The sequence below is a fragment of the Nitrosomonas communis genome (assembly GCF_900114745.1).
GTDB classification, from domain to species: Bacteria; Pseudomonadota; Gammaproteobacteria; order Burkholderiales; family Nitrosomonadaceae; genus Nitrosomonas; species Nitrosomonas communis_A.
In genome coordinates this window covers 88859-106382 of sequence record NZ_FOUB01000005.1, presented here as the reverse complement: position 1 = coordinate 106382, position 17524 = coordinate 88859, and the positions used below count along the sequence as shown (strand labels likewise).

At 42.7% G+C, this 17524-nt stretch carries 14 protein-coding genes; 3 read left to right on the top strand and 11 right to left on the bottom strand.

All coding sequences use genetic code 11. The features are described 5' to 3' along the window. Nucleotides 1-444: 444 nt before the first annotated feature. The 6 genes from BM122_RS03735 to BM122_RS03710 form a co-directional block, all read right to left on the bottom strand. Entirely contained in the window at nucleotides 445-1476 is a 1032-nt protein-coding gene (locus BM122_RS03735; protein ID WP_177198037.1) for an alpha/beta hydrolase, read from the bottom strand. A gap of 234 nt (nucleotides 1477-1710) precedes the next feature. Next, a complete protein-coding gene (locus BM122_RS03730) occupies nucleotides 1711-2895 on the bottom strand; it encodes a tetratricopeptide repeat protein (RefSeq protein WP_074903779.1) in 1185 nt (394 codons plus the stop codon). A gap of 450 nt (nucleotides 2896-3345) precedes the next feature. Beyond that, complete coding sequence (locus tag BM122_RS03725) at nucleotides 3346-4263, bottom strand: 2-hydroxyacid dehydrogenase (protein ID WP_074903776.1); 918 nt, start codon at nucleotides 4261-4263, stop codon at nucleotides 3346-3348. Nucleotides 4264-4270: 7 nt separating this feature from the next. Next, entirely contained in the window at nucleotides 4271-5560 is a 1290-nt protein-coding gene (locus BM122_RS03720; protein WP_256211861.1) for an aspartate aminotransferase family protein, read from the bottom strand. A 25-nt stretch (nucleotides 5561-5585) separates the two neighbouring features. Continuing rightward, entirely contained in the window at nucleotides 5586-6359 is a 774-nt protein-coding gene (locus BM122_RS03715; protein ID WP_074903772.1) for a 4'-phosphopantetheinyl transferase family protein, read from the bottom strand. 93 nt (nucleotides 6360-6452) lie between these two features. Further along, entirely contained in the window at nucleotides 6453-6680 is a 228-nt protein-coding gene (locus BM122_RS03710; protein WP_074903770.1) for an MbtH family protein, read from the bottom strand. Nucleotides 6681-6790: 110 nt separating this feature from the next. On the opposite strand from BM122_RS03710, the gene BM122_RS03705 reads away from it, so the two are divergent. Beyond that, nucleotides 6791-8101, top strand: a complete 1311-nt coding sequence (locus tag BM122_RS03705; RefSeq protein WP_074903768.1) for a sulfotransferase — start codon at nucleotides 6791-6793, stop codon at nucleotides 8099-8101. A gap of 476 nt (nucleotides 8102-8577) precedes the next feature. On the opposite strand, the gene BM122_RS03700 is transcribed toward BM122_RS03705, so the two are convergent. The 3 genes from BM122_RS03700 to BM122_RS03690 all read right to left on the bottom strand — a co-directional run bounded on the left by BM122_RS03700 (nucleotide 8578) and on the right by BM122_RS03690 (nucleotide 13190). After that, nucleotides 8578-8787 carry a hypothetical protein gene (locus tag BM122_RS03700; RefSeq protein WP_074903766.1) on the bottom strand — a complete coding sequence of 70 codons (210 nt, stop codon included), beginning with the start codon at nucleotides 8785-8787 and terminating at the stop codon, nucleotides 8578-8580. 313 nt (nucleotides 8788-9100) lie between these two features. Beyond that, nucleotides 9101-10636 carry a methyltransferase regulatory domain-containing protein gene (locus BM122_RS03695; RefSeq protein WP_074903765.1) on the bottom strand — a complete coding sequence of 512 codons (1536 nt, stop codon included), beginning with the start codon at nucleotides 10634-10636 and terminating at the stop codon, nucleotides 9101-9103. Nucleotides 10637-10724: 88 nt separating this feature from the next. Further along, the gene (locus tag BM122_RS03690; RefSeq protein ID WP_074903763.1) at nucleotides 10725-13190 is read right to left on the bottom strand and encodes a beta strand repeat-containing protein; all 2466 of its coding nucleotides are present in this window, start codon (nucleotides 13188-13190) and stop codon (nucleotides 10725-10727) included. A gap of 754 nt (nucleotides 13191-13944) precedes the next feature. On the opposite strand from BM122_RS03690, the gene BM122_RS03685 reads away from it, so the two are divergent. Next, on the top strand, nucleotides 13945-14640 hold the full coding sequence (locus BM122_RS03685) for a DUF484 family protein (RefSeq protein ID WP_074903761.1): 696 nt from the start codon (nucleotides 13945-13947) through the stop codon (nucleotides 14638-14640). Next, nucleotides 14621-15526, top strand: coding sequence for a tyrosine recombinase XerC (xerC, locus tag BM122_RS03680; protein ID WP_074903759.1), 906 nt, complete (start codon nucleotides 14621-14623; stop codon nucleotides 15524-15526). The genes BM122_RS03685 and xerC overlap by 20 nt, the downstream gene beginning before the upstream one ends. A gap of 58 nt (nucleotides 15527-15584) precedes the next feature. Here the strand turns inward: xerC and ahr are convergent, their stop codons facing one another. Both ahr and BM122_RS03670 read right to left on the bottom strand, forming a co-directional pair. Beyond that, complete coding sequence (gene ahr / locus BM122_RS03675; protein WP_074903757.1) at nucleotides 15585-16607, bottom strand: NADPH-dependent aldehyde reductase Ahr; 1023 nt, start codon at nucleotides 16605-16607, stop codon at nucleotides 15585-15587. A 144-nt stretch (nucleotides 16608-16751) separates the two neighbouring features. Beyond that, on the bottom strand, nucleotides 16752-17435 hold the full coding sequence (locus BM122_RS03670) for a zinc metallopeptidase (RefSeq protein ID WP_074903756.1): 684 nt from the start codon (nucleotides 17433-17435) through the stop codon (nucleotides 16752-16754). Nucleotides 17436-17524: the final 89 nt, after the last annotated feature.

The window sequence follows — 17524 nt, the reverse complement described above, 5'->3', positions numbered from 1 at the left end:
AACTTTACCAGGAGGATCAAACAGTATGGACGTCCATCACCCGGAAAGAGTATGCGCATAACCGGTCAGGTTAAGCAAGTAATATGACAAACGCGTCATAGGAAAAGATCAAACCTCATTTACCGCCGCCATCCAGAATGGGGCACTCCCGCAAAGCCTGTCTTTGTGCCGTGGTTAACGTGATTTACTATTTGCTGCAATCGGGTTGCCAGTGAGACATGCGGCCTAAAGTCTTTCCGCCATGGCAGACGATCAGCCGTTATTATTCCATTTCCAAATCAAAAATGACGCGAAGGCCAGCCGCAGACAGTATAAATAATACGGCAAGGTGAAGCCGACAAAGTCAGTTTTGATTTAGAAATGGAATTAGACCTTCAACAAAACATTCATGTCTTAAAATATTCTGATCTGGATGAAATGAAATTGAATACCAAGAGCATTGAATCAATTAAAGCGCTTCTGAAAAGTACCATGATTCGCATCTCTAAATAGTTTTGTATAAAAACGCCAGTTAGCTCCACCTATAGCTTGATAAAGTTTCATAGGCTCATGACCAACGTTGGGAATAACACGTAAGACATGAGGCATTCTCAGCCGTGTTAAATGTGCAGCAAAATCCAAATTAGGTCCTTTTATGTTATCTTGCTCACCGATTACGATACGAATAATACTTTTACGAGCACGTATTTTGTCAGCATATTCCTCACCTAGTATCCATGGACTCATAGCTCTAAAATAGGCAGGATCATTTCCATAAACATTCTTCATTATCCTGACGCGATCAGGGGCCTTTTCTTTAGGCCCTTTGGATGCGGTAAAATCCAATTGCATTGGTCCAGCTCCCAGTATAGATACTGCACCAAAGATATCAGAATACTTAATACCCAAACGTGCAGCACCATATCCCCCCATGCTGAAACCTTCAATAAGCCTACCATGACGAGATTGGATGGTACGGTAAGTCTGATCTATATGAGGTATTAATTCATTGATGATTACTGTTTCCATCGGTACAGCACCGTCTTTTGAATTACACCACATACTTTCAGCCATTCCATTGGGAAACACCAGCAGTACTGGTGGTAATTTGCCATTTTTTATAGCTTGGTCAAAATACTTGGCCAGCATTGGCAAATGCTCTACGCCACCGGTGTGCCCATGCAACCAATAAATTACCGGAAAACGTCTCTCTTTCTGAATATGGTATGCATCTGGAAAATAAATATGATAACTAACATTTTGTTTAGCTGCATTGCTGTGAAAAAATTGTTGCTTTAAACCCGGTGCAGTAGCGGGAGGTGTAATCCACTGGATGCTGTATACATTGGCTGCATTCACGATACCTGAGGTCAAGATGACCGAGCAAAATAAACTAATGAGCGATGTTTTTGCTCTAATGATAGTAATGATTATATTTCGATAACTTTGAGCTGATGATACTTTTCGAATTAAATTGCGTAAATTATTCAATCCCATCTGTCTTCTCATTCACCATTACTATTGTCAATTTACACCAAAGTTTCCGTGATATTTGGTTAATATAAGCTGGAACTATACTTCACTAGCATATCTATAATTGATTTTCTGGAATAAATATTAAATTGAATACCAAAATCATACGAAGATGATATTCAATCTTTATTTGGGTTTTTATTTTTATTCTGCAGAAAAAAATTAATAAGCATTTCTTTTTATTAAAAATGTAACATCCTAAGCCTGTTTAATAGAAGAAGAGGTTACAATTCTATCGAAAATTTCTTTATAAGCTTTTGCTGTTTGCTGCTCTTCGCCTGAACGATGAGGAATAGAGAGCAGTTCTGGATATTTTTTTTCTAGATCCTTGCCATGAAAAATCGCAGCTTTGAACTCATCAATCGCATCGGCATATAAATTTTGACGCATCATAATCTCAGCAAGTAGTCGATGTACTTCTCCTAAATTCCGATTGCCTTTGCTCAACTCAACTAGGATTTTCTTTCCTTCTGATAAATTATTTTGTTCCAGGTACATACGAGCAATCCCTAGCTTAGCGGCTAGAAGACGTGGTGCAATCTCATTTGCTATTTTAAATGCCTTTAATGCTAGATCGTATTCACCCATCGCCGCGTAGGAACGTCCCATGATACAGTGAAGCTGAGCATTATCTGATTTTAAGTCAATTGCACTTTGGCACGCGGTAATAGCTTGCTTGTAATTTCCTTGTGCCACAAGCAACTTTGCAAGACTTAGAAATGCTTGCCAAGAATCAGGATTACTCGTGGTGGCTTTTGTAGTTTCTTGTAGAGCAACATCGTGAAGCCCTTTACGCTGATAGATTCTAGCCAGCATAAGCCGAGCTACTTCAAGCTGGGGATTTTGCTCGAGCACTTTTTTCAGGCAATCAATTGCATCTTCATGTCGACCAGTCTTGGCATATACTCGACTCAATCCTAAACTTGCATTTACCATTGCAGGATTAATATTTATGGATTCCTTGAATTTTTCTATTGCCTTTTCATTGAGGTTTTGACGTGCATATACATTTCCGGACATGATAAGTGCAGGCACAAAATTCTTTTTTACATGAAGAGCCGCGGAGTAGTGTTCGAGCGCATCATCATACTGTTTTTTAGCAGCAAGAATATTGCCTAAACCCACATAAGCAGCCGCAACATCAGGATTTTTCTTCAAGATAGTCTCAAAAACTTGTTGAGCCTCATCAAAGCGTTTTGCTTTTATTAACCCTTGAGCAGCTTCAAACGATGCATTTAGATCCTTCCCTCCCCCGAATTTGCCAATATTTTTATTAGTTGTCGGAATTGATGTCGTGGTTTCCTGATCTACATTAATAGAATTACTGTTTTGCTCCACAACTTCTGAGGTTTGGTTTTTTGTTTTGGCATTCCACTGAAACATATATTTTCCTTTTTTAAAAGACTGCTACACTGGGTTAATTGGCATGTTATATCACTAATTTCATTTCCAAATCAAAACTGACCTTGTCGGCTTCACCTTGCTGTATTATTGATATTGTCTGCAGCTCGCCTTCGCGTCATTTTTGATTTGGAAATGGAATAAGCTTGTAAACAATTTACTCATGAGAGGATTATGTAATCAAGGAATGTGGTAATGAAAATAATAGCTGAAGGTTTAACCTCAGTCATATTATATAAGCTTAACTTTTCGTCTTTATAATCCTATTCTTTTAAAAGGAATAATAAAATATTCAAATAATATTCTTTTATCATATTAAATAAAATTATAAAAGATAAGTTAATCCATGATTATGGATGGCTCTCTTGACTTAAATCCCCTGGCATTAAAAATTGCATTCAAGCAAACTGAAGATGAGTTCCCTAATATTTTTTAAATAGCCATCTGATGGAACCATACATTAAAGGTCTTTTTCAGAGTTTCTTCAGTAGCCCAAGCTATATGCGGGGATAATAAAGTCTTCTCGCTTTTGAGCAAGGGGTGGTCTATATTTATTGGTTCATGCGAAAATACATCTGCACAATATCTATGCAACTTACCAGATCTTAAAGACTTAGCTATAGCTATCTCATCCACAATATTTCCTCTTGAAATGTTGACTATGATCGAATTGCTGCATATCTTCTCAACATGACTCTCATTCAACATATGGAAAGTGTCGCTCTTGATGGGAAGAGCAAAAATTATGAAATGACTGTTTTCAATTAAATATGGAAAGTTGACAAAAGTTACATTCTCAATATCTTCATCCTTATTCAAATGCTTACGTGTAACTAAAATTTTCATTCCCCATCCATTGCATAGCTCAACTATCCGTCTGCCAATCTTCCCAAAGCCCACAACGCCAAGAGTTTTGCCTCGCAATGTGAAATTCGTACTGGTCGCTTGATTCCACTCCCCATTTTTAACAGATTTGTCAAATTGAATCATGTTCTTACAAGCACATAGCAGTTGAGTAACTGCAAACTCAGCAACTTCATTACAATAAAGGTCTTTAGGTAAACTTAAAACTTCAATACCACAATTCTTTGCTTCATCTAAATCAATCAAAGAATCAATAGACTGATATTGAAAATTAATTAATTTCACTTGCCCCTTTAATTGCTGTAATAAATATTTTGAAAAGGTTAAATGAAAGACATCTATCATCAACACGTCAATATTTTTAATTTTTATTGTATTTACCAGTTCGCCCTCAGTAAATGTACCCTCTAAAAATTCTCCCTTAATATAAGATGGGTAATATTTCTCGAGATTCTCTTTGCAAACCCCGATATAAAGTAGTTTCATATTAACTTTAAGCTGCTAACTTTACAAAATCATGAAATCTTTGCAGGCATTTATTAAGTCTGTCAGCTACCAGATCCATTTCATCATCGGTAATTACTAATGATGGAATAATTTTGATACTATTAAAATTGATGCCACACGCATAAGTTATCACATGCTCCTTTAAGCATTGAGAAACGAATGTTTTAGCTAATTGATCCGATGGCAACTTTGATATCGGATCAATAATATCGAAGGCTATCGCAAATCCCATTCCTCTTAAATCAGCTACATAAGGGCTATTGCTTAAAAAAGCTATTTTTTCGAGGAAAACTTTACCTTTTTCAACCAAACCATCAAAAAGTTTTTCTTTTTCTACTAATTTCATTAATTGATTCGCTATTCCTAACCCAAAAGAGCTATTGTTGAATGTGGTTTGGAAGGCAGTGCCTCTAGGAGACACTTTCGAGTAAAGTTCGGGACGTGCTATGACAGCACTAACTGGAAAATAGCCGCCTGCTATTGATTTTGATAGAAGTACGATATCTGGCTCATGTACTCCAAATTGCTGATGCGCAAAAAAAGAGCCTGTTCTTCCGAAGCCCACTTGTATCTCGTCAATAATTAATTTTACATCTTTACGTTTGCAAAGATTGCTTAGCTCTAAAAGAAAAGAATCTTTGGGAATAACGAATCCACCTGCACCTTGTACCGGTTCAACAATAACTGCGGCAACATCATAATCCAGGATAAGTTTTTCAATTCTTTCTAGAGAATCATTAATCGTTACATTATTATGCTTGCTAGGAAACGGAACGGAAAATGTATAATCTGATACAGGAATTCCAAATTGATCCTTTACTACCAAGCGTTTATCTGTTACAGAGACTGCCCCATCACTTACACCATGAAAGGAGCCATCAAACGAGATAACATATCTTTTACCGGTAGCATAACGACATAACCTAATGGCATCAGAAACAGCTGCCGAACCTCCTACATTGAAATAGGTAACATAATTTTCACTTTTGCTTACCTTTTTGGAAAAATATTCACTCAATTCAAGTTTGTCTTTTGTATGAAATGAATGAATTTGATCTACCCTTTCTATTACTTCCTTGACTATACTGACAATTGGCGGATAGCAATGCCCAAAATTTACAGAACTATAGTTAAGCACTAAATCCAAATAGGGTTCATCCTGTTCATCAAACCAGACCCACATTCCTTTTGAACTTACAGGCATTAGAAACTCATCGTACATTTTCGATTCATCACTAGGGCACGCATAAGTATCTCTTATATATTTATATTCCATTTTGGTCACTTTCTTTTGCTTAAAGTTAAGGTAGAAGATTGTATTGAGATGAACATACTTCACTTACAACTGCCCATTGTTGAGGGAGATAACCGCTTTCAGCCCATCTCCAAAGTTCCTCCTCATCTATGGAGAAACATATTACTGGTGATTTTTCTGTTGTAGTGCTATTCGATTGTTTATAGGCTAAAGATAAAACATGGTATGGAGAAGGGTAATATTGCCTCAGCTTCCAGAGTGAGTCGGGCGAGATGGCGAATTTTTCTATTATTCTTATTTCATTCATCGGCAATGACATCCCCCTGCCATCAGCCTTCATCACTGCCTCCTTCGCAGTCCAATGCCTCATGAGAGCTAACATACTATCCGGAGCTTTTCTAATTGCTTCAATTTCCTCGTTTGTAAAAACATGATTCATCCAGAGCATATCCAATTCGATAGTTTGCAAGCGCTCTACATCGACACCAATTGATTCAAACTTCGAACAGACAACCGCCACCATGCCATGTGTATGAGAAATATTAAAATGTATTACGTCTTGCCCAACCAATTCTGGTTTACCGAATTCACTGGTGCTAAATTGTAAAAACGCCGGCTCTTCATCAGTAGCTTCGGAAAGCATTAATCGTTTCAACGTGTGAGCAGCGATGAAACTCCTTTGATCATTGATTCGCAGGAAACGACTGACTCTATTTTTTTCCAATTCATTCAACAAATGGATGCTGGGCAGAGGAGTATCATCCGAACAGGATAACTCAACGACAACCAGCCAAGGATCCCGCTCTGGTACAAAACTCATGCTAGCTTGATATGAATGCAAGAATGACAAATTTAATATTCAACATCAAATTCAACTAACTATTTAAGTTACTCTAAATTGTGAGTTTGTAGGTCAAGATAGAGATTCTTTTTCCATTTTACGGCGAAGTGAAAGTGGGCGCATATCTTCCCAAACTGAAGCAATATACTCTAAGCATTTTTGTTTCCCACCAGATTGACCAACTTTATGCCAACCTAAAGGTATTTCTCTGTCATTAGGCCAAATTGAATATTGTTGCTCATGATTAACAACAACCTCATAGAGATCATCATTAAAATGCTCGTTTTCTAGCTTATTCATAAAATTCTTTGAAAAGTTAAATGCCAAGTCTAGCTTTATCTATATTACATATTTATTTTTCATTATAATTATACATCATAAATTTATTATTTTTAATTGTGGGATTGAGCATGTTTTCCTCTTTCTTGGCATCAGTTTTATTTGTTATTTTTGTTTATGCTGTAGGAATCATGCTTGCACCTTTTCCTTACTGGAGAACCTACCTCCTTCTCTGGAAAACGGTCTTATGCTCACCGAGTACTTGGCGCGCCAAGCTAAAACAGATTGCTTTTCTGATCAGAGTTTTGATCACTGTACCCTTTTCGACATTTCTTTGGTATCTGGATGAAATCCTCTATCCTCATTACCGCAAGCGCATCATCCAACCCATCTTTATCATTGGGATGCCGCGTTGCAGAACGACTTTTTTACATCGAACGCTAGCCGCTGACGACCAAAACTTCTTTGCAATGCGCCATATTGAATGGCGTTATCCTTTTATATCAATGCAAAAATTTATTAAGGCTCTGGGATTAGACAACAATCTGAAGAACTTAAATTACTGGTCCAAATCGGAAGCTGGAAAACTAGCTGCGAAAATGCATCCCAATACACTAGCAGACTGGGAAGAGGATGGAATATTTTTCGAGGAAAATTATCTTCATCACTTTTTTATTTTTCTGCGCTTTCCATATCCGGCCATCCTACCGCACTTAGATAATTTCCCAGAACTTCCTCAAAGCGTACAACAAAGAATGCTTCGCAGCTACAAGAAGGTTCTGCAAAAGATTCTTTATTTACGTGGGCCGGAGTCAAGATATTTTGTCTCTAAGGAAGTCACAAGTCACAAGAAAATCCCAGCGCTGATAAAAATGTTTCCTGAAGCACGCTTTATATTAATCGCGCGCCCTTCTAATTACTTTATGCCTTCCTTACTCGCTTTGATCAGAATGTCGACTTTATCTAAAACCGGTATTGATCCACTGTCAATCCCTGAATGGTCAGATAAGGTAATTGCGCGCATGCGCGAAGATAGTAGCCGGTTGGTGCATCTCTGCAGAACGACAATACCCGCTGATAAGTTAGTGTTGGTATCATCTGAGATTTTCTCTGAAAACCTTGATATTGCGGTTCTGGCAATTTATCATGTGCTGGGACTTCAATATGGAAAAAATTTCGTTACTTATCTCGACCATCTAAAGGCACGACAAAAATCTAGGCAACGCGGTTATGACTATGACTCGATGAAATTGGAAGGTTTTGAAGAATATGATGCATTTGAACAAGAAATTTCAGCGCGCATTAAAGCAAACTTTCCTTCACTGAAATCAACGGTGGAGTTACCCCCTTTTAATGAACACACTATAGTTCCGCATAAAGGAATTAAGAGATGGTTTGAACATACAAACCTGCGTATCCGCCGAAGTTTCGCCAGCAGGTAATAGGGTTTGGTTATTATTCCTTTCCAAATCAAATATAACGCGAAGGCGAGCCGAAGACAGGATAAGTAATGCGGCAAGGTGAAGCTGACAAAGTCAGTTTTGATTTAGAAATGGAATTACACCTTTCGAGAGAAGAAACCCTCGCTTAATATCAGACTCCCTCAAGCTCTTCCAACCGTGATGTAATGATTCTTATGCCGAACTCAAGTTACTTTAGTTTTGCAGTGTGAATATATATTCCGCGCGGGCACGGATACGGAATATATAAAGCAGTTATGCTCCTTTATAACCCGCAATTGTGACCGTGCTGAGTATATCACACGATACTCAAGCTCGAACGATGCACTTCCGCACGTCGGCACATCCTGCGAGCTTCTTTATAAAATCGAGTCTTCTATTTGCTTGAGCGATGCTTATCAGCGTACCATGCTACTAATAACATGATAGCTGCAAATACTGCCAGTCCAATTATAGATTCAATCGCCATTATCCGCTCCTTTACGCAGAATAAAGGAAACAATCAAGAACATGCTTGCCAGAAATATCAGTGCCAACACACCAAAGAGAGTTATTTTCTTATCAATCAAACCACCTAGTAAGGCCGCAACAACTGATGCAGTAGCCACATTATCTGATACTTTAGCTAAGCCTTCTCGCTGCTCCTTGTTGAATACGAGAAACTTCATATAATCAGCTTACACCAATACTTTTGCAAAAGCAAAGATGGGAAATTGGGTTATTGCAACGCAAGGCAGGTAATTCCATCTCCAAATCAAATATGACGCGGAGGCGCGCTGCAGACAGTATAAATAAGGCAGCAAAGGAGGCGCCAACAAGACCAGATTTGCTTAAGAAAATGGAATAACTTTTAGCACCAGCACATCTTCTTGTACCACTGCAATGTTGCTATCAAGAATTTGGCACTCTCTAACAACATTTCACAAAAACAATTATGTTGAGTGCCACACCAAGCCGGTTAAGGTTTTCAATTCTAGCTGTTTATCGCAAAACTCCCATCGCTTTAAGCAATGGCATTGCTTTAGTTACAAAGCTCGCATAGTTTGCTTTGATTTCTTTTAAACTTTCCTCATCATTTTCGATGACCTGTCCTTCTTTGACCATGCGTTCATTGTTCTCTTGGAAAATTTGCCAAACGAACGCTGCGGGATCAGCTATTTTTCGCTCCTTAGCTAGCAGGAAAAGCTGTTGCATGCGGTTCACTGATACAGCGCCACCTGTTACAGGGGCAGCCAAATAAGCGATGTCACGGCTGAACACCGCACGGTTAAGAATCACATTGTTGAGATGATCGCTGCTCGTGCGCACCTTCTTTACCGTTTCCTCATCTTGACAAGGAGCCAGATGGCCCATACCCACCAGAATGGTAACTGCTTGCAGCACCTGTTGAGCGTTCGCTATATTAGCCATAGCTGTACACAGACTACGGAGAGTCTTAGGTGCGAACTCACGCTCGGCCAAGGTAGCCAGAAGGGGATCATAGATTTCTGGTTGTAAATTCCCCTCCAACCAATTCCCCACAATCTTGCGCGGAATATCTTCCGGCCAGTTCATCAATACGAAACGTGTATTAAGCAGGCGCTGGCTCTTTTCCGGGTCCGTCAAGCGGCACACCCCGCGCATAAAAATATCTTTACGGAACTGAGCAAAGGTAAAATAGTCACGCATCTGCTCCTTGAGCACGGGATGTGTGACTTCTCTCATCATCTCCTGTGCTTCAGGGCTGAGGTTTATGGCATCGACTGCATTGAGCGGAGTGGCTGAAGCAGCAAATTCGAGTTTGGCATCTGCCAGGCGGTCGGCCACATCCGCAAAATACATCACGTTCCAATCGCGGTTGAAAAATTCATGCGCGATGTAGTTTCGGTTCTGTTCCTTGATCTTGGTCAGCCGTTCCTTAACTCCTGGCACTGCGCGTGCGTAGGCTGAATTGGCATCCAGTAAACGCTCTGAAAACTGAATCGCAGAATCCATGCGCGCAAATGCACCTTGCGCACGACTAGCGAAACGGTCATGCAGTGCGAACAATTGGCGCAGCGGCGCAGCTGGCGCCCAGCCAGGGAAACAGTTATAACTCAAGTAGAGCACACCGCCTGGTTTCAGGAATTTACGTGCAAAATTAACGATTTGCTGGTGATTCTCTATGCTCACCCAAGTCCAGATACCGTGCAAAGCGATGTAATCCATTGGAGGCAGATCGGCATGCAAAAATTCCTCAAAGCTTTCATCGCGAATATCGAGCGGCAAGGCAGCAGCTCGCGCCAAACTTTGGGCAAATGCCGCATGTTCAGGATTGAAGTCCGTTCCAAAGAAGCGCCCTGGTGTCGTAGCGCCATGCAAATTAAGTGACAGCCCTTGCCCAATGCCAAGTTCACAGTAATTCGGTGTGGCTGACTCGGGTGGCATCACGCCTTGCAGCAACAGGCAAAAACGAATGAAAACAGGCGAGATCTCGCGGTAATAACCAAACGTGTAACCGACTTCAGTGAAATATCCTTGTGACCAATCTTTATCCATATTTTCTATTTAATTAAAAACCCTGCCAGTCTTGCGGCTGGCAGGGTTCTTGTTTTAGACAAGCAGAGGCGAGCCCCTGCCTGTTCTATCAGGCGAAACTGAAGTTGGACGCACCGAATTGGCCGTCGGTCACACCAACCAGGTTAATCGTCATATCCGACGTGCCATCACCATTAAGGTCAACTTTCACCGCACCGCCCGGTTGGGCTCCAGCTGCGATCGGATTAGCATCGGCCACATTAGTAAAGCTAACTTGTGTAGCGCCGGTACTGGTAAAGGCTGCGTTGCCAATGAAGCTGGCAGTGCCCGTTTGCAGGGCGGCAGCAAATTGAATGGAATCCGCAGCCACATCAAAGTTATTGATTACGTCCAGGCTGCCGTTGGGAGCAGGCTGGCCATCGGATTCTGCCGCCGCATTGTAAATCAGCTTGTCAGCGCCAGTACCTAAAGCGATAACGTCACCACCCAGACCGCCGGTAATGATGTCGCCCTTATTCGAAGCAATGTAGGCATCACCACCTTGACCACCCGTAAACGTCACAGATTTGTCGTTGTTTTTGAGATCCACAAATACACCTCCAACAGCACCGACACTATCCTTCACTACACCGGTCGCATCAATGGTGGTTATATTTTTGCTGGCACTCAGACCGTCACCAGCTACACCGGCACCAATACCTATCCCATCCGAGCCGGTTACCTTCAGAGTAGTCAGTGCAGTATCGGCCAATTTATTGAGTCTCGCACCAGCGCCAGACGTCGCGTCGGTTGCTAGAGTGATAGTTTCCACGCCACCAGCATTAACCGTCACTTTGTTGGTATTGAGATCGACGCCTTTACCAAAAGTCAGAGTTGCAGCATTTTCAGCGCCGGCAACAGCACCTTTGACATCAACTCCAATTGTACCTCCGCCTACGCCTGCGGCACCCTTGAAGGTTACATTGGCGTTATTGGCCAGGTTCGTCAGAATCAGAGATTTACCATTCAGAGTAAGCGCATCATTAAAGGTAATGTTGCTGATACCGAAAAATTCGCCATTCACGGTTGCGTTCGCAGCCAACGGGCCACCCAAATTGATGCCAAGGGTTTCTACGTTCTTCACTGAACCTGCTTTGTTAATAGCTTGCAAGTTGGCCAGCGTGGCGATTAGCGTGTCATTATCACTGCTCTTGCCATCCTTGTCCACCGTGCCGCCGCCATCAATAGAATCGGTAACAGTGAAATTACCCAGAGTGAGCGTATCATTGCCGGCGCCGCCGGTGAATTTGACATCCTTGTTGTTGGTAGTCAGATCGAGCGTGAGGCCACCGCCGTTACCTGCAGCATCTACCGTAGTGACATTGTTGAACTCGCCGCCTGGGGCCACAATATCCAACGAGCCGCCGCCAGCAACTTTAATCGTACTCAGTCCGCCAATGGACTTTCCTGTTCCTCCTCCGTCAGAAAATTGCACAAAATTTTTGCCTTCCGCGATTACGGACAGCGTCACATCTTTTGCGGTATTGGCTGTCGTCGCATGTCCCACGGATTCAAGCACACGATTGGTCGCGCCGCCACCAGAAGAGACAGTAGACAGAGTGAGCGTTCCACCTGCAGCAATTGTGCCATCTTTGAAGGTAGCGTTCTGGATAGCGCCCCCCTCGACATTCAGGGCCCCGATAGCAGCATTGCTTTGAATGTTTGTCAAATTCAGAACCGAGCCTTTAAGGGCGCCAGAGTTCCACAACTCCGTAGCACCAGTCACATTTGACAAGTTCAGATTAGTCGCAGCAGGATTTACATTTTTAAAGACGATTTTTTCCACGTCTTTGATAGTCGCGCCTGCAGGCCATGCATTACCATTAACAACAACCAAGTTAGCGGTATCAAAACCAGCACCACCGTTAACATTATCGCCATTGGTCAGTGTACCACTCGGTGCATTATCCACCACACCATTGATTTCATCGTTGCCAGTAGTGGTTTGAGGATTATCCACACCGGTAGTAAGATGGAAAGTGTTATCAGGACCAGTACCCTTTCCGGCTACAAATGCTTCAGCTTCAGCTTTTGTCTTAGGAGCGGTCGGCGTTACGCCTATCAGCACATTTTGCATTGCATCCAGAGTTTCACCTTTTCCATCTCTGGAATAGACATCAGCCACTGTAACCTTGTTTTGGAACAAATCAGCGGTAGGTTTGAATGCTTCAGCAGGAGTGCCCAAAAGATACGTAGCTGCTTCAAGCAGGACACTTCCTATGCTCGCGCCTGATTCAAGGCGGCTAATGAAAAAGGCCTCTGCTTGAGCATCTGGGCTGGCCGCATCCGTATTGCCTGCCGTCAGGCCGAAATTTTTCAGCAGGTTGGCCGCAATCTCTTCATTGGTCACGGCACCCTTCAGAATACCTTCCTTAAACTCATCGGTTGCCACCAGAATATCAGCCAGCTGTTGATTGGTCATGCCAGACTCAACCGCTTTAGCCAAATCCTGCATTATTTTTGCACTAGGGGCGGCATTAAATGTGGCCACCGTCAGCGCAAGTATATCTTCCTTTTGTTGTTGGGAAATAGCCATAACACGTATTCCTTTTAAATAAAGTTAAAAAACTTAAGACAAAAAACCAAAACCATATGTCACGAAATTGCTGAGTATGAAATAAATAATCCTTGCAACCTGTTAAATGTCAGATTTCGCGTTTCTATTTACCTTGTTGCCATTTCACGACATTGACATTGGTCCTGCCGCCCGAAATCGCCACAGTTGACAAGTTTGGAGGATTCTGCCGAAAAAAACCATTGCATGCAAGTGATCAAATATTTTTGAGTGGATTATGTTGTTTATTTGCAACATTCTTAACCTTAACTATAGAAAAAAATAACAACCTGCTGAAAGAAGATTAGAGGATAAAAAAATGCTCATTTACATCTTTTAATTTGCATATTGTAGGAAGATGCTTGCGTTTTCGGTCAAAGCTACTTTTAGTTACTTTTAATTAACTACCCAATTCCCGGAAGGGATCAACTTTGACATACCGCATTCTGCCACTGTTTATGCTCGACTTAATATTATTTTTATATTTTGTATCCGTTTAGTTGAAAAAGAAGTGATTTTTCTCATATTAATAACTTGCAGTCAGCAGCAAATCTTCATTTTTATTCTTACACCGATCGCTTTTTTAGAGGCAACTCTGATAATGACCCATAACTAACAATTTTTTCTCTGGCGATTCCGAATTATAAAAAAGAAGTAAAAGTGCTTACACAATTTATGAGTTTATACGCTAATATCCCCATTTTTGCTCTACGAATGAATTGATCAGGGTGTCATTATGAAACCAGAAAATGTTGCGCACTATCTGCGGAAAAATCCGCAGTTTTTTGCCGAATATGCTGAAATGCTGGCGGATATCAGAATTCCTCATCCTTATGAGGATCGAGCGATTTCGCTCAGTGAACGCCAGATGGTTTCACTACGGGAAAAAAACCGCTTGCTGCAAGAAAAACTGCACGAACTCATCAGTATCGGAGAAAATAACAATATGATTGGTGAAAAAATGCACCAACTGACAATTGCTTTGATGGAATCCAATTCTCTCGAAGAAATGCTGAATGGGTTAAATGACCATCTGCGTGAAAATTTTTCCATCCCACAAGTCATTGTTCGTTTGTGGTTCTTGAAAGATTCCCCTGACGATAAGCGACGCCCTGAATTCACGCCTGTCAGCGAGACCGTGCGTACCGCTGTTGAAAGCATGGCAAAACCTTACTGCGGCCCGCATTTAACAGATGAGATCAAGCAATGGTTTGGAGATGAAGCACCTCAGTTACGGTCTTTCTCCCTAATTCCGCTATGCAGGAAGCATACCTTTGGCTTACTGGTGATGGGTAGTCCAGAACTGGAACGGTTTTATCCCGATATGGGCACGCTTTATCTGGAAAGGTTGAGCGAGCTCATTGCAGGCGCGCTCATTCGCCTCGGGTGTTGGAATACTGAAGCACAGGTACATGAACTCCCACGCTCCTGAAGAGAAAACAGTCCTGGTCAGCGCATATCTCGCCCATCTGACCAATGAGCGCAGATTGTCAGTACTGACAGAAAAAAGTTATGCAAGAGATCTGGCTATTCTGCTGCAATTATCTGAAGCAACCTCTTTAAATCAGCTGCGCGCACACGACATCCGACATTTTATCGTCAAACTTCATGGAGAGGGCCTCTCCGGCCGGAGTCTTGCAAGAATGCTCTCTGCCTGGCGAGGCTTCTATCGCTATTTAAGCCGTCATCATGGCTATGTCGATAACCCTTGCAATGGCATGCGAGTCCCCAAATCTCCCAAAAACTTGCCACACGCGCTTTCTCCAGATGAAACAGTAAAACTGATGACTTTCGCGCAGGAAGATGGGCTAAGTATTCGCGATCGTGCCATGCTCGAGTTATTTTATTCATCTGGCTTAAGGTTGGCAGAATTAACGCAACTCAAACCCGAAGATATCGATTTTTCTGAGGGCACTGTGCGGGTTCGAGGAAAAGGGAACAAGACTCGGGTGGTGCCGGTCGGCAGTCATGCCTTGCAAGCGCTACAAGCATGGCTGAAGCAACGCGCCGCCATGCTGGCGCCTGGAGAAACTGCACTCTTTCTATCGCTCCGCGGCAAACAAATCAGCCCTCGTGCAGTCGAGTATCGCCTCCAGACTCGCGCCAACCAACAGAATCTCAGCACTCACACCTTTCCTCACGCCTTGCGCCATTCGTTTGCTTCGCATATGCTGCAATCGAGTGGGGATTTACGGGCAGTACAGGAAATGTTGGGGCATGTCAGTATCAGTACCACTCAAGTTTATACTCACCTCGATTTTCAACATCTTGCAATGATCTATGATAGCGCCCATCCTCGCGCCAAAAGAAAAAAATAACCGTAGTCAACAAGTAGTTGAAAAACGTACCCAAGGCAGAATTGGCACTGGGCTTAACTTAGAATGGACCAGCATGATCCAGCACGATCCGATACCTTGCCTTACCTGCTGCCAGATGCCCGATAGCATCATTGACTTTATTGAGCGGGAAATGCTCTACTTGCGGTGCAATATGGTGCCGGGCGGCAAAATCCAGCATGGTAGCCAGCATAGCTGGTCCGCCGGTGGGTGAACCTGAAACGCTTTTCTGTCCCATGATCAACTCAAATGCCGGAATAGGCATCGGCTCCAGCACGGCGCCTACCACGTGCATACGACCATTCGGTTTCAGCGTTTTGAGCAGCAATGTCCAGTCAAGCGGCACATTCACGGTAACCATCAGAAAATCAAGCGAATTGGCTACTTTGCGGATTTCCGCGTTGTTACGACTGGCAACAACGTGATGGGCACCAAATGCCCGGGTTTCTTCCGCTTTTGATAGATTCGAAGTAAATGCCGTCACTTCGCACCCCCAGGCACGGGCGAATTGCAACGCAAGATGACCGAGGCCGCCAATCCCAACAATACCTACCCGGTCTGTCGGTTTGATACCATGAATAAGCAGCGGGGCAAAAACAGTAATGCCACCACACAACAGCGGCCCGGCAGAAGACATTTCCAGCGCACTAGGTAATGGAATGGCCCAGAGCCAATGGGAGCGCACGCGCTCTGCAAAGCCGCCATAATGGCCGATAATGGTCGGTGCCGCTTGCAGGCAAAGATTATGGTGACCGGTCAAGCATTCATGACAATGCATACAACTATTGACATTCCAGCCAATACCAACACGCTGCCCAATCTTCAGTTCTTTGACGTGATCACCGACTGCCACAATACGGCCCACTACTTCATGCCCCGGAATAACGGGATATTTCGATAACCCCCAATCATTATTAATAATTGAAAGATCAGAATGGCATAAACCGCAGAATTCGACCGCAACTTCAACTTCTTCCAATCCTAGCGGACCAGCATCATAAGTAAACGGCTCGAGTTTTTGCTTGGCACCGAGCGCAGCCCATCCGCTGATATGATTAGTCATCAATATTCTCTCTTGCTTTCAGAACGCATCCATCGTTAAAGAAGCCATTAGTAAACTTATCAGGCAAGTCCGTACATCATAACATTTGCTGCCATCACTCTGAGATTCTATAGTTGACGTCATGCATTTATTTCCATTCTATCGCTACCTTCGAATAATCGCCCACCAGCGCGCGATATTGAGTAATGTCATAAGCGAAGCGGAAACATAAGTCCAGGCGGCTGCTTTGAGTAATCTACGGGCATGCGGTGCATCGCCTTGTTTGAGATAATTTCCTTGCTCCAAAAGCGGTAGAGCACGCACAAAACTTGCATTCATTTCCATTGGGAGGGTAAGCAAGTGTACTAACGTTGAAGTCCCTAACGTTAATAACCCACCGGCCAAAAATAATGCACCGGCCAGGGGTGCACGAGCCAATGCCACTACAAGCGGCGCCAACATGAGGATACTCGCCCCCATTTTTTCCGCTGGTGCAGCCAATTGCACTAGCCTGGTGCGCATTTTTAACGGTAAATAATCATCCCGATCCTGAACGGCGTGCCCTACTTCATGCGCCGCCACCGTAATCGCGGTGAGCGATCGACCATTGAATTTCTCCGGAGTGAGGCGAACCACCTTTGCCTGGGGGTCATAATGATCACCCAACTCTGTAGTCTCGATTTTGACTTGTTGTAAATTTGCTCGATCAAGCAGGGTGCGGGCCAATTCTGCGCCCGTACAAGCATAGCGATCATGCGGCTGGCTATACTTCTCCATGATGTGTTTCACCCAATAAGAGGGTCCGACCACTAAAATAACTAGCAGGATAATCAATATCAGATAGAACATAGCGTTTTTTTAGACTGCAAACAAAGAAAGTTAATTTGGACGATACGTTATTTTATTTTTAAATCAGACCTGACGCGAAGACAAGCCAC

Coding starts and splice junctions, on each gene's coding strand:
- BM122_RS03735 (WP_177198037.1), bottom strand. CDS start 1,476: ATGGGATTGAATAATTTACGCAATTTAATTCGAAAAGTATCATCAGCT.
- BM122_RS03730 (WP_074903779.1), bottom strand. CDS start 2,895: ATGTTTCAGTGGAATGCCAAAACAAAAAACCAAACCTCAGAAGTTGTG.
- BM122_RS03725 (WP_074903776.1), bottom strand. CDS start 4,263: ATGAAACTACTTTATATCGGGGTTTGCAAAGAGAATCTCGAGAAATAT.
- BM122_RS03720 (WP_256211861.1), bottom strand. CDS start 5,560: ATGGAATATAAATATATAAGAGATACTTATGCGTGCCCTAGTGATGAA.
- BM122_RS03715 (WP_074903772.1), bottom strand. CDS start 6,359: ATGAGTTTTGTACCAGAGCGGGATCCTTGGCTGGTTGTCGTTGAGTTA.
- BM122_RS03710 (WP_074903770.1), bottom strand. CDS start 6,680: ATGAATAAGCTAGAAAACGAGCATTTTAATGATGATCTCTATGAGGTT.
- BM122_RS03705 (WP_074903768.1), top strand. CDS start 6,791: ATGTTTTCCTCTTTCTTGGCATCAGTTTTATTTGTTATTTTTGTTTAT.
- BM122_RS03700 (WP_074903766.1), bottom strand. CDS start 8,787: ATGAAGTTTCTCGTATTCAACAAGGAGCAGCGAGAAGGCTTAGCTAAA.
- BM122_RS03695 (WP_074903765.1), bottom strand. CDS start 10,636: ATGGATAAAGATTGGTCACAAGGATATTTCACTGAAGTCGGTTACACG.
- BM122_RS03690 (WP_074903763.1), bottom strand. CDS start 13,190: ATGGCTATTTCCCAACAACAAAAGGAAGATATACTTGCGCTGACGGTG.
- BM122_RS03685 (WP_074903761.1), top strand. CDS start 13,945: ATGAAACCAGAAAATGTTGCGCACTATCTGCGGAAAAATCCGCAGTTT.
- xerC (WP_074903759.1), top strand. CDS start 14,621: ATGAACTCCCACGCTCCTGAAGAGAAAACAGTCCTGGTCAGCGCATAT.
- ahr (WP_074903757.1), bottom strand. CDS start 16,607: ATGACTAATCATATCAGCGGATGGGCTGCGCTCGGTGCCAAGCAAAAA.
- BM122_RS03670 (WP_074903756.1), bottom strand. CDS start 17,435: ATGTTCTATCTGATATTGATTATCCTGCTAGTTATTTTAGTGGTCGGA.